10 protein-coding genes are annotated in these 13,448 nt (G+C 40.2%); 2 read left to right on the forward strand and 8 right to left on the reverse strand.

Annotation, left to right across the window (positions count from 1 at the left end; genetic code table 11):
* Positions 1-107 precede the first annotated feature (107 nt).
* From PSM_RS17920 to PSM_RS17930, 3 genes are all read right to left on the reverse strand, one after another.
* A complete protein-coding gene (locus PSM_RS17920) occupies positions 108-2,090 on the reverse strand; it encodes a GGDEF domain-containing protein (protein WP_013463286.1) in 1,983 nt (660 codons plus the stop codon).
* Between the two features lie 238 nt (positions 2,091-2,328).
* Complete coding sequence (locus PSM_RS17925; RefSeq protein WP_013463288.1) at positions 2,329-5,388, reverse strand: efflux RND transporter permease subunit; 3,060 nt, start codon at positions 5,386-5,388, stop codon at positions 2,329-2,331.
* A 10-nt stretch (positions 5,389-5,398) separates the two neighbouring features.
* The gene (locus tag PSM_RS17930; RefSeq protein WP_013463289.1) at positions 5,399-6,466 is read right to left on the reverse strand and encodes an efflux RND transporter periplasmic adaptor subunit; all 1,068 of its coding nucleotides are present in this window, start codon (positions 6,464-6,466) and stop codon (positions 5,399-5,401) included.
* A 555-nt stretch (positions 6,467-7,021) separates the two neighbouring features.
* Between PSM_RS17930 and PSM_RS17935 the strand changes: the two genes are divergently transcribed.
* Complete coding sequence (locus PSM_RS17935; protein ID WP_013463290.1) at positions 7,022-8,029, forward strand: catalase family peroxidase; 1,008 nt, start codon at positions 7,022-7,024, stop codon at positions 8,027-8,029.
* Between the two features lie 16 nt (positions 8,030-8,045).
* Positions 8,046-8,585 (forward strand): cytochrome b, encoded by a 540-nt coding sequence (locus PSM_RS17940; RefSeq protein ID WP_013463291.1) that lies wholly within the window; start codon positions 8,046-8,048, stop codon positions 8,583-8,585.
* 66 nt (positions 8,586-8,651) lie between these two features.
* Here the strand turns inward: PSM_RS17940 and PSM_RS17945 are convergent, their stop codons facing one another.
* From PSM_RS17945 to hisD, 5 genes are read right to left on the reverse strand one after another with little or no spacing between them, the layout of a single operon-like run.
* Positions 8,652-9,377: a 1-(5-phosphoribosyl)-5-[(5-phosphoribosylamino)methylideneamino] imidazole-4-carboxamide isomerase gene (locus PSM_RS17945; RefSeq protein ID WP_013463292.1), complete on the reverse strand. Its 726-nt coding sequence runs from the start codon at positions 9,375-9,377 to the stop codon at positions 8,652-8,654.
* 33 nt (positions 9,378-9,410) lie between these two features.
* Positions 9,411-10,001: an imidazole glycerol phosphate synthase subunit HisH gene (gene hisH / locus PSM_RS17950; RefSeq protein ID WP_013463293.1), complete on the reverse strand. Its 591-nt coding sequence runs from the start codon at positions 9,999-10,001 to the stop codon at positions 9,411-9,413.
* The gene (hisB, locus tag PSM_RS17955) at positions 9,998-11,059 is read right to left on the reverse strand and encodes a bifunctional histidinol-phosphatase/imidazoleglycerol-phosphate dehydratase HisB (protein ID WP_013463294.1); all 1,062 of its coding nucleotides are present in this window, start codon (positions 11,057-11,059) and stop codon (positions 9,998-10,000) included. The genes hisH and hisB overlap by 4 nt, the downstream gene beginning before the upstream one ends.
* Complete coding sequence (gene hisC / locus PSM_RS17960) at positions 11,056-12,156, reverse strand: histidinol-phosphate transaminase (RefSeq protein ID WP_013463295.1); 1,101 nt, start codon at positions 12,154-12,156, stop codon at positions 11,056-11,058. The genes hisB and hisC overlap by 4 nt, the downstream gene beginning before the upstream one ends.
* Positions 12,146-13,447, reverse strand: a complete 1,302-nt coding sequence (gene hisD, locus PSM_RS17965) for a histidinol dehydrogenase (protein ID WP_013463296.1) — start codon at positions 13,445-13,447, stop codon at positions 12,146-12,148. Before hisD ends, hisC begins: the two co-directional genes overlap by 11 nt.
* Position 13,448 lies beyond the last annotated feature (1 nt).

A 13,448-nucleotide genomic window follows, 5' to 3' on the forward strand; every position in this document is an offset into this window, starting at 1 on the left:
AAAACTTGCGCTATGTTAATGGTAAAAGCTAGAACTAAAAGTGATAATTCATTCCGGAAAAACGCGCAATCTTGAAACCGTATACTAAATTCATAAAATACTAAAAATTAGCGTGTTTCTTTAGAAAACCGATAGCAGTTTCGACCGGAATTTTTAGCCTCGTAAAGTGCTTGGTCTGCGTGTGTTTTTACTTCTAAGCTAGTATGAGCTTGTCCGTTTGTGATGGTAATTCCTATACTTATTCCGAGCGTGCGTTTTTGGTCAAATAAAATAAATGGTTTGCTAATATTTGTAATGATTCTTTGTGCTATCTCAGAGATCACGTCTTTATCATTTAACTGTGGCAAAATTGCTGCAAATTCATCTCCACCTATTCGAGCAATAATATCGTGCTTACGTAAACAGCTTTTTATGCGCGTTGCAACTTCTTTAAGTGCTTCATCGCCTGCACCATGGCCTAACTCATCATTTATTGGCTTGAAGTAATCTAAATCTAAATACATGAGGACTAATGGTGACTCATTGAACTGGGCTTTATTTAGTTCTTTATCAAGCTTATCTAAAAATATCCTACGGTTATAAAGTCCTGTTAAGCTATCTACAAACGCATAACTTTCTACTTTGGCCTCGTATTCTCGTCTGGCGATAGTGTGATTAGCAAAGGTGTAAATAACAAATATCATTAATAACATTACACCTAGATAGAGCAAAACAATCAATTTTTTTAAACTACTAAATTCGTTTTCAATCAGTGATAGAGGGACCTTATTTACTAACTTCCATTTGGGCCATTTCCCGTTGCTATTTCTCGGATTATCAAGTGTTGGTACTTGATCTAGTAAGGTCATGTGTTCAAAAATATAAATGTTGTTATCCTTTTCAATGATCCCATTTGTTTTAGTTTCCATCGCTTGCCATATATCTGGATGGATATCTTGAAAACGTTGCTGGGGTTTATTGGCAAACATAAAAGCCCATTGTTTTTGTACATCACCAAATAACCAGTAACTTTCTTCATTAAAGAGCATAATGTCACCTAGTGAGCTTTTAGAAATATTTTCTAATTGACTAAGTAAATGCACACCTCCGAGATTTATTATAAGTAAGCCAATCTTTTCATTGTTTTTGTCAACTAGCACTGAGCCTAAACGGATCATTGGTTTTAATGGCCTTTCAATTTGACCATTTTCAATATTTAAATCTAATGGAGATATAAAAATATCATCAGGGCTGAGCTTTATCCCGCGTTTATAGTAGTATCGATCGCTTTTATCTTGAAGCTTGTCTGGAGGTACGATAACGGTACTGTTATTTTCTCTTTGCACCCTTATTAACTCTTGGCCTTTTAAGCTAAGAATTCTTATTTGGGTGTAATAATTTTTTATGGTGATAAAATTAAAATAGTCCTGTTCTAATAGTGTTTTGTTTTCATTACTAAAAAAACGCTGTTCCTTAAAGTGGTGATTATTTTTAAGAATTAACAGATCACGAGATGCATGATTAAGTTGTTGTAAAAACGAATATTTAGCTTGTTTTAACTCATTTTTCTCTTTTTGAATAACAGAACCTATACGCGTTTGTATTTGGTTTTCGTAAAACATATACAAGGCAATATATAAAATAATTGCAGAGCAAAAATAGGTCAGTAGGCTAGTAAATATGGTTGTGTTTAGCTTTTGCGAATTTTGCTCTTGTAAGGGCAAGAAGGCAGGTTTAATAATGGAAAAGTAAATTATAGGCACACTCAGACTACTGAGTATTAAGCTATCAATTGCTATGACTTGCCATTGCTGTAAAACAAATTCGTCAAAATTAAAGGCAAACATAACTAAAGCCTCAATCGTAAAAACGATCATAGCTATTTTAAATGTTAGGAATTCGGTTCTCGATTGTTGGTTTTTTACAAAGTCACTATCATTAAATAAGTAGTGAATAGTAATAATAGCAATGAATGAGATAAGGCTGGCATCTAATATTACAGAAAACCAGATGCCTGTATATTTCGTAACAAATGATGCCAATAACATCATAATAATGGCTTCACTTAACGCCAGTGATATAAATAGAATAAGTAAGCGTTGTAATGGCATATAAAGTTTCCGAGCCAATTATTATTGAATAACAAAAGCGACTAAATTTAATATAGGGCGGACAGTAGAATTGTTATCGTTAATTTAAAAATACTGCTGTTTGATATTAATATAATAATTAGAAAGTGCGTTTATTGCCATTATGGTTGTGCGTTTATTCTGTAATTTTTGACTAAAGTAGGGTGAATCTTGATCAAAGTGTTCATAACATTTGACCAAGATTCAGTGTGATCAACAATTAACTATGTATATGTTCATCTGTTTTTACGTTCATAAATATCGCGTAGAGTACGGGGATCACAATTAAAGTCAGTAGGGTGGCAAACAGTAACCCAAACACCAGTACCACTGACATCGATTGGAAAAACGCATCAAAGTATAGTGGTATTACCCCTAGTACGGTGGTGAGTGTGCCCATCATTACTGGTCTTACCCGACTATTTGCCGAATCGATAATGGCCTCATAGCGTGGTTTTCCTTGGCGTATTTCCATATCCATCTGATCCACTAATACAATGGCATTTTTAATCAATAAACCAGAGAGCGACAGTAATCCTAATATACCCATAAACTCTAATGGGATTTGTGTAGTAACCAGCCCAAAAACAACACCAATTAAGGCTAATGGCACCACAAGCCAAATAATAATAGGTTGTTTTAATGCGTTAAATAACACAATAACAATGAGTACCATGGCTAAAAAACCCAGTGGAATAGTTGAGGCCAGCATTTCGTTAGACTCTTTCGATTGACCATATTCGCCATCCCATTCTAGGCGGTAGCCTTGTGGTAGTTCAATGGCTTCTATTTTTGGTTTTACTCTATTAAATAACTCAGAAGCAAGCTCCCCTGGCAGTGGATCGGCTTGGGCTTTTATGGTCCATTCACGGTCTTCACGTTTTAATATGCCGTCGCGCCATACGGTTTTAAAGCCATTGGTGACTTGAGCAAGAGGCAGTGTTTCACCGGTGATATTGCTTTGCACTTGAATGTTACCAATGTCGTTTATGTCTACGCGTTCTTTTTGTGGCGCTCTGACGATAATAGGAATGAGCTCTTCGCCTTCACGATACTGCCCAACCACTTGCCCTGAAAAGTTTTGTTGCAGTGCTTCAGCAACAGCTTTGCGCGTTACACCTGCGCGCTGTGCATTAATGGCTGAGTACTGTGGCTCAATAACACTAATGCGTTGTCGCCAGGTGTCTTTAATTGATAACGCACCGCCATCATCAATTAATATGGCTTTTGCTTTTGCTGCCAGCTCTCTTAATACACTCGGATCGGGGCCTTTAAATGTGGCTTCTATTTTAGAGCCACCACCTGGGCCCATTACAAAGCGCCATACTTTGCCTTGCGCATCCACAAAGTTATTATCGATGTAGTTTTGTACCCTAGGTAAGAGTTGATCTAGTTTTTTATAGTCATCGACTTTAGCTAAAATTTGCCCGTAAGAACTGTTGGGTGATTCGCTGCCATAAATAAGCATGTAACGTAATCCGCCACCGCCAATAAGCGTTTGTATGCCTTCAACGCCGTTTTGTTGTTTTACAAACGCTTCCAGTTTGAGCATGTCTTTTTTGGTTTTTTCAATATCGGTGCCTTGTGGTAACCAAAAATCAACCACCATTTGCGGCGTGGTGGAAGCTGGGAAAAACCCTGATTTTACAAATTGAAAACCCCACATAGACACACTAAACATGGCAACCACAACAGTAACCGTTAACCAGCGATGATGAAGTGCCGACACTACAACCGATTGATACAGTGCCATGAGCTTATTAGGTTTTGCTGAACCGGAGGTATCGCCATCTTGTTCTTTAAACAAGCAATAACAAAACAGGGGAGTTAGGGTAATGGCAAATAACCAGCTGTATAACAAAGAGATTAAAATAACCCAAAATAAATGGCCGGTAAATTCAGCGGTATCGCCCGGTGCGAGGCCAATAGGTGCAAAGGCAACAATGCCGACTAATGTACCGCCAAGTAGTGGCCATTTAGTTTGTTTTACAACTTCACTGGCAATGTCTAACTTTTTACGCCCTTGTTGTGTGCCTACCAAAATTCCTTCTGTCACCACAATCGCATTATCAACCATCATACCGAGGGCAATAATAAGCGCACCTAAGGAAATACGGTGCATGGGTATACCGCTAAAGTCCATGGTAGCAAGTGTCGCAAAAATAGTTAGCAGTAATACGGCGCCAATAATAATCCCAGAGCGCAACCCCATAAATAGCAGTAGCGTGACCATGACAATCACCAGCGCGACTAATACATTAACCACAAAGTTATCGACTGAGTCTTGTACCACTTTTCCTTGGTGGTAAAACTCATGCACGCTGATGCCAAGCGGTCTGAGGTTTTCAGTTTGCTTTACTTTATCATCAACGCGGTCAAACACTTTTACCACATTAGCGCCTAATACACTGGCAACCCCCAGGGATATGGCAGGCTTAGAGTTGTAGCGCACTAACTTGGTTGCTGGGCTTTGAAAACCGCGGTATACATTGGCAATATCTTTTAGGTAAATTGTTTTACCTTTAGCGCTGGCACTTACCAGTAGGTTTTTAATGGTATCAACGGAGTTTAATTCGCCGGTGGGATCAATAAAAATACGTTGATCGCCAATTTGGGTATTACCTGCACTCAATACGGCGTTTTGTTCATCCAAAATACCGTAAATGTTATTGATAGATACACCTAAAGAGGCTAACTCTTCTCGAGCAATTTCTACAAATATTCCCTCTTGTTGTACGCCCGTCATGGCAACTTTCGCTACACCGTCTACTTGTAAAATGTCACTTTGTAGCGTTTTAGCATAGGCATGCAGTTCATCGGGGGAGTAACCTTCGGCAGTAATTAAATAACTTAAGCCATATACATCGCCATAATCATCAAACACTTTGGGGGTCCCTGTACCAGGAGGAAGTGTTGGGCGAGTATCGTTAATTTTGTTTCTGAGTTTAGTCCAAATAACTTGTAGCTCAGATTTGGTTGGCGAAAATTCTGATTTAATTTCTACTTTAATTTCAGATAAGCCCGTTGATGAGGTCGACGATATAGTATCGACTTCTTGTAACTCTTGAATGGCACGCTCAAGCGGCTCGGTCACTTCTTTAGCAACCTCAAGCGGGCTCGCGCCTGAATAAGAAACAAATACTTGCGCGGTGCGAATTATAAATTCGGGATCTTCAAACCGAGCCATGTTTTTGTATGACGAAAAACCAAAGCCAAGCGTTAAAATGATGAGTATAGTGCTAATTAATTTATTATTTATTGTCCACTTTGCTAAATCCATGACTGCGCTCCTATGCTTTAGTCCAAGGACGTACTTTCATACCCTCAGTCACATAGTTTGCACCTGCACCTACAATCACATCACCTGCTTTTAAGCCCTCAGTAATAATCAGTTGTTCGCCAATACCTTGCTCAATAGCAACGAGTGTTTTTGATACTTGCATTGTTTGTTGGTCAACAGTCCATACGAAATGCTGGCCGTTTTCTTCAAAAATAGCAAAGGTAGGGACAGCCAGTCGTGTTGCGTTTGAACTTGTTTGACGTTCTATTTTTAGGCTGGCATTCATGCCAGGTAATATATTAAGGTTATTGGGTACAGCAAACGAAAAGCGTACTTCATAGGTTTGACTGGCTGAGTCGGCTTCTAAATTCGCACGTCTAAATGTGGCAGGGATAGGCGCAGCCGATACATCTTGTAAAATAACAGTCGCTACATTGTTTTGTTTAGAATCTACCGTGGCCACAATAGACGCGGGAATATTTACAACCGCTTCCATTTCACCTTTACCAAATAGGGTAACTACATGTTGCCCAGCACTGATGTTTTCAAGCTGCTTTACTGGAACTTCTGCAACAATGGCATCGTAAGGCGCTATGATTTTACTGTCAGATAATGCCTTTTGCGCTGAGTCATATTGTGATTCGGCCATTTCTTTTTTAGATTTTAGTTGCTCTATATCTCGCTGTGAAATAACACCGTCTTTTGCAAGCTTTAAACCACGTTGATAATCATTGTTGGCCGTTTCAAACTGTATTTTGCTCGACTTAACCTCATTAACAAAGTTTCGTTGCTCTAATGCGGCTATTACGTCTCCTTTTTTTACGTTTTGCGCAGCAATAACGTTGAGCTTTTCAAGTTTACCACTGACCTGAAAGGCCAGTTTTGAGCTGTTTATTGTATCTATAGTGGCAGGATAGGTGAGTGTTTTTGATTGAGAGCCATCATCAATGGTTATTAACTTAACAGGGCGTGGCTTGTTTTGCTTTTGAGTGCTGACTTCGCTATCTGAACAACCGGCTAACAACAGTAGCGCAATACTAATAAAATTAAATTTAGTAAAACATGGTTTATTGATCATCTTGCTTACCTTAAATAAAAAGTGCGGTGTTAATCGTTGGCATTTTTGTGTGGTTCAAAATTATAAAATGCGTAAATGTGTTTATTTTCGAATTTACCTGTACTGCTGTTTATTAAGCTATAACTACTTACTACTTGAAAAAAGCAGTAGATAACGAGTGAGTAATAAATAATATTTTAATTTCAACAGTTTATTATTGCTGTACGGTTTTGTTTTAATTTGTGTGATTTTGTAGAACGTAATAAATCAGTACCCTAATGCTTGCTTTGTATCAACATTAGTATAATTAACAATCGGCTTTTTTAAAGCGCAGCTCATAAAGATTATATTTTTGGAATTTAAAATACTTAAAGTGCGGTTTTTATTAATTAAATTGAAATATTAATTGCTTGGGGTCGGTCTTGTGAGTGTCGTGTCGGTATAACTAAATAAAAGCTATCCGATCTAAAGCATATCTCAGTAATGGTTAGCCATTAATTTAAAGACGTAATTAAAACTATGAAAAATTCCAAACATAATCATCATGAAAATAATCATACGAGGTCTAATCCTACCATGAGTAAAAAAATCACCTTAATTGCAATAATCACTTTATTTGCACTGACGATTTTATATTTTACCGGCGCTTTTAACAGCGATGCGGTTACTGCGCAGCGTTTTGTTAATTTACAACAAGGTGATCAAGCCCATGCGGGTTTTCGTCGAGCCCATGCAAAAGGTATTTGTTTAGCGGGGTCGTTTGAGTCTACCGGTGAGCTTGCTAAATATTCGCAAGCAAAGGTATTTGATTTAGGGGCCACTCCTTTTGTTGGCCGTTTTTCTATTGCGGGCAATAACCCAACCGCGCCTGATTTAAAAGCACCGGTGCGCAGTTTAGCGTTTTCTATAACTACCGATGATAACCAAGAATGGCGCGTAGCAATGAACACGCCTCCAGTTATGGCTGTAGCGACGCCAGATGCGTTCTTTAAACAGTTACAAGCGCTATCCCCTGATCCGGTAACTAAAAAACGCAGTCCTGAAAAAATTAAAGCCTTTTTTGCCGCACACCCTGAAAGTGCCGCATTTAATAACTGGAAAGCAAGTTATAAACCAACCAGCAGTTTTGCCACTGAGCAATACCACAGTATTAATGCCTTTTATTTGGTTGATGAAAATAATAAAAAGCACGCCGTACGTTGGATAGCTAAACCACAATTAAGTGATGAAAACATTCAACCACTTAATAATGATTCAGCCGATGCATTGCAGCTACAACTTAAAGATCAAGTTGCTCAAGCCCCCGTTAAATTCGACATGCTGTTTAGCTTTGCAACCGAAGAGGATGATGAAAATAACCCAACTGTTTTATGGCCTCAATCACGTAAAACCATAAATGCCGGTACGTTAGTTATCTCAAGGCTTCAGGCGCAAGAAGGAGGCGTGTGTGCTGATATGAACTTTGATCCCTTGGTACTTCCTACAGGGATAGAGCCAAGCGCCGATCCTATATTACGTGCCCGTGGCGCGGCTTATGCTGAGTCATTTCGTCGTCGTGCTAAAGAAGTACTTTTAAATAATTAATAACAGGAAATATCGAATGAAAACAATTAATAAATACTCAGCGTCGAGTATGCTTATTCACTGGGCGATGGCGTTAATCATACTTTCTATGTTATTTCTTGGTTTGTCGATGGTACAAAGTTTAGCGGTTTGGCAAATAGAGGCCATTGCGCTGCATAAGTCATTTGGTATTTTAGCGTTGGTGTTAGTTGCTATTAGATTAATCAATAAAGTCGTCACCACCAGTCCTGCATTACCACCGAGTGTGCCTAAGGCTCAAGCATTAGCCGCGCATTTAACCCAAGTGGGTTTATATGCATCTATGATTTTAATGCCGATTTCTGGTTGGTTAATGCAAAGCGCTGATGGCCGTCATGTGGGCTTTTTTGATTTATTTACTTTGCCTAGCTTAGTTAGTAAAGATATTGAACTATATGCTTTTTTCCGTGAAGCACATGGTTTAATTGCTTACGCATTTTTATTGTTTATTTTTATGCATGTTAGTGCCGCGCTTTATCATGGTTTAATAAAGCAAGATGGCGTATTAGGCTCTATGTTACCTGGTAAGCATAAATAAACTGATAGTTTTATACAAAAAAGGCACAGATGCGCTCGCACCTGTGCCTTTTTTAGAGCTATATTTTTAGCTTAATTTAAGCGCGTCTTCTACGCTAAAAGCACCATCTAATAAAGACTTGCCTAAAATCACGCCGCCAACACCAAGTTCATTTAGCTTTTTAATATCATCTAACGAACTTACCCCACCCGACGCTTGTACTTTAATATCTGCATTATGATTAATTAAATCTTCATAAAGCGCAAAAGAGGGGCCGGTCATGGTGCCGTCTTTACTGATGTCCGTACATAAAAAATCAATAATGCCCAGCTCTACATAAAAATCAATAAGTTCAAATAGCCCAAACTCAGATTCATTTAACCAACCATGGGTTGCTGGCGCCCAGCCGGACTCAGTTTTATTAACATCAAGGGCAATCACAAAGTGCTCAGCGCCAAATTGTTCAATCCAAGCTTTAACCTGTTCACGCTTTTCAACTGCCATTGAACCAATAACCACTTGATTTGCTCCGGCTTTTATCCAATCGCTCACATCTTGCTCTGAACGAATACCACCACCCACTTGGTAGGGTACATCCAGTGCTTTTGTGGCTGCTTGAATATGTTGCCACTGCTTTTTACTTGGATCGCGTGCGCCTTCTAAATCAACTAGGTGCAGTTTACCCGCGCCGCTGTCAGCGTATTCTTTTAGGCGAGCGCCAAGTTCAAAGGGGTAAAACTGTGCGGTATCATATTTACCTTGATACAAACGTACAATTTGATTTTGTAATACGTCTAATGCTGGAATAATCACTGTGTATCTCTTTTATTATTTATTAACAGTCGCTTATAACTGCCAATCTAGAAAGTTTTGTAATAAACGAGTGCCTACTTTAGCACTTCGCTCTGGGTGAAATTGCATACCGGCATAATTATCTTTAGCAACAATGGCTGAAAAAGTTTGCCCGTATTCACTACTGACTAAAGTGGCATCGTTAACGGTGTGCGCAAAGCTGTGCACATAATAAACCTGATCGTCTTTATGCAGCCCTTTGGTTAGTGGGTGCGCTTGTTGGATAGATAAGTTATTCCACCCCATATGCGGTGACGTTAAACTACCTACATCCAGTGCTTTTACTTGGCCTGGTATTTTACCTAAGCATTGCACGTTACCTTCTTCGGTGCTTTCGCACAGCAGTTGCATCCCCAAGCAAATTCCCATTAGCGGGCGCTGATATTCGTTAATGGCTTGCTGCCAACCATTATCGACTAGGCGCTTCATAGCCACAGATGCATGGCCAACACCAGGTAAAATAGCGCGCTCATAGCCCGCTAATTGTTCTGGCGAGGTAATAACCGTAGGGGTTTTACCTAAACGCTCAAATGCAAAGCGTACCGAGTTGATATTGGCACAACCGGTATTAATTATCGCTATCATAAACACCCCTTAGAGCTGGCTGTTTGTTGACTAGTATCTTGTGCAATTGCCATACGCAGTGCCCGTGAAAACGCTTTAAATAAGCCCTCTACTTGGTGATGACAGTTACCGTCACTTACCGACAAAATAAGGCTAATTGCAGCGTTATCACTTAAGCTTTTGAAAAAATGCTCTACCATTTGTACGTCTAAATCACCGGCTTTTTCGCGGCTAAAGTTTGCGTTTAACACAAATGAAGCACGTCCAGATAAGTCAATTTGTGCTTCGGCTTTACATTCATCCATAGGCAATGCAAAACCATAACGCGCAATTTGAGATTTTGTGCCAAGTGCTTGTTTAAGAGCAACCCCTAAGGCAATACCAATGTCTTCAACAAGGTGATGCTCGTCTATGTGTAAATCGCCTTTGGCTTTAATGTTTAAGCCAATGTTTGCGTGGGTGCGTATTTGATCCAGCATGTGATCAAAAAAGCCAAGGCCGGTGTCTATGCTACCGTTTTTAGTTTGATCAAGATTAACCGCTACATCAATTTGTGTTTCTTTGGTATTGCGTGTAACACGGCCTTCACGGTTTGCCGTTGTAAGCTTAGTAACAATAGCAGGCCAGCTACCATCGTATAAAATACCTTCACAACATAAGTTTTGCGCAAGACCAATATCTGTTTGGCGGTCGCCAATTACAAAAGAGCGCGCTAAATCTACGTTGCCAGAGCGCATAAGCTCGGTCAGTAAGCCTGTTTTTGGCTTACGGCAATCGCAGTTTTGTTCATCAAAGTGTGGGCAAATGAGTACATCTTCAAAGTTAATCCCTTGGCTGTTGAGTATGTCCATCATTTTGTCTTGGGCTATGTCAAAATCCGCAGTAGGGAAACTGTCAGTGCCTAAACCATCTTGATTAGATACCATCACTAAGCGATAGCCTGCTGCTTGCAGTTGCAATAATGCCGGAATAACACCAGGTAAAAAAGCCAACTTTTCAAGGCTATCTACCTGTTTGTCGGTGATTGGCTCTTCAATAATGGTGCCGTCACGGTCTATAAATAAATAGGGATTACTCATGATACTTCCTGTTGTGATAGGGCTGTTGGGGTGGTTAAACCATCGAGCCAAATTTTTACTTGTTCTAATTCTTGTTCGCTACCAATTGAAATGCGTAGCCAGTCGTCTTCACCGTATAAGGTAAATGCTCGCATGACTAAGCCTTGTTCAAGGGCAACTTTAAAGCTGTTTTTATCGGCCAATTTTAAGGTAACAAAGTTGCCTTCACCAGTGAGAATTTTTAATACAGCAGGGGAGGCGTTTAACCACTCTATTAGCTTTAATTTTAAGCTGTTTAAAATGCTCACTTGGCGACGCATAGAGGTAATGGCATCAGGGGCAATGGCTTGCGCTGCAATACTCGCTACCACGCTCGATACCGGATACGGTGCAATGACTTTACGAATGGGCGCAAGTACACTGGCTTGAGCGAGGGTAAACCCGGTTCGCAGGCCTGCCAACGCAAACGCTTTTGACAGTGTACGTAGCACTACAATATTACTAAACTCGTTTATAAGTTGTGTTGCACTTTGCTCTGGGCAAAACTCAATATAGGCTTCATCAACAATCACCAATGCTTTACCTGCAAGCGCAGTGGCAATGGCTTTTACTTTATCTAGCGGCGTTAAACTACCTGTTGGGTTATTTGGATTACAAATAAACACCAGTTTTGAGCTACCGACCGCAGTGACAATATCATCAACATTGGCTGTTAATAATAACTCTTGAGTAAGCGCGTTAATAGCCACATTGTGCGTATCAGCAGTGACTTTATACATACCGTAGGTAGGCAAAAACAGCGCAATACTGTCCTTAGCTGGCTGGCAATACGTGCGTACTAAAAGCTCAATGCCTTCATCTGCACCTCGCGTCATAAGGACATTGTCGCTTTTAAGCTCGGTATAAGCTGCATAGCGATCAATAACCAATTGTGGCTGAGGGTCGGGGTAGCGATTTAAATCTTCAATACTCAACTCAAGGTTTTTAGCATATGGGCTTTCGTTGGCATTGAGCCACGTTGTGCCTGTTAACTTTTCACTTTTAGCCGAGCTGTAAGCAGCAAGCGCTTTAATATTCTCGGGTAATAAGCTGGTTGCTTGGGCGCTCTCATTGCTCATTGTTTATTGCCTCTAAACGAATTGAAACCGCATTAGCGTGGGCATCAAGGCCTTCTGCGTCTGCCAGTGGTAAAATAGCTTTTGAAAGCTCTGTTAAGCCACTTTTACTAATAGTTTGTACTGTGTATGTGCGGAAAAAATCAAGCAAGTTTAAGCTTGAGTATGTCGCGCTATAACCGTAAGTAGGTAATACGTGGTTAGTACCCGATGCATAATCGCCAGCCGATTCTGGTGTGTAGTCGCCAACAAATACTGAACCTGCATTTTTAACCGCATCAAGGTACGGGCTTGCATCTGCCAGCTGTAAAATTAAGTGCTCTGGCCCATATTGCGCTGATACATCAAATGCTTGCGCTATTGAATCCACTAAAATAAGTGACGAATTGGCCAACGCTTGTTCAGCGGTGTCTTTTCGGCTTAAGTTAGCTAATTGACGAGTAAGCGCGTCTTGTGTTTGTTTAATAATAGTTTCGCTGTTACACAATAAAATAACTTGCGAGTCGGCGCCATGCTCTGCTTGTGAGAGTAAATCGGCCGCAATAAACTCTGGATTTGCTCGTTCATCTGCTATCACTAATACTTCAGATGGACCTGCTGGCATATCAATCGCCATTCCTGGAATTGTTTGTGCAACTAACTGCTTTGCCATAGTCACAAAGCTATTACCTGGGCCAAAAATTTTATTCACTTTAGGTACTGATTCAGTGCCGTAGGCCATTGCAGCAATCGCGCCTGCACCACCGCTTTCAATAATAGTGGTGATACCACATAATTTAGCAGCATATAAAATAGCAGGATTTATTGCTTTATCGCCTTGTACTGGGGTAGTGAGTACCACGGTTTTTGCACCGCTTAACTGCGCCAATACACCTTGCATTATAACTGACGATGGCAATGGGGCACTGCCCCCAGGGACATAAATACCGACCGCTTCGATGGCTTGATATTTCAGTTCACATTCAACGCCCGGTTGAGTCGATAACTTAATATCTTTAGGCAGTTGCGCTTGGTGAAAACATTTTACATTTGCATAAGCGGTATCAATTGCATACTTAAGCTCAGGGCTTAGCATTTTCTCAGCGGCATTAATTTCATCAAGTGGAACACGTAAACGCGGCTCAGCTCGGTTATCAAACTCTTTTGCTAACGCCAGTAATGCAGCATCGCCTTGCGCATTTACTTTTGCCAAAATAGTTTGGCAAATACTTTCTACTTTTTCACTCGCTGATACAGCAGGGCGCATCAGCGCCGCTGCTTGAACCTGTGATGATTCTTCATTCCAACGAAGCATG

The sequence above is a fragment of the Pseudoalteromonas sp. SM9913 genome (assembly GCF_000184065.1).
In the GTDB taxonomy this organism is placed as follows: Bacteria; Pseudomonadota; Gammaproteobacteria; order Enterobacterales; family Alteromonadaceae; genus Pseudoalteromonas; species Pseudoalteromonas tetraodonis.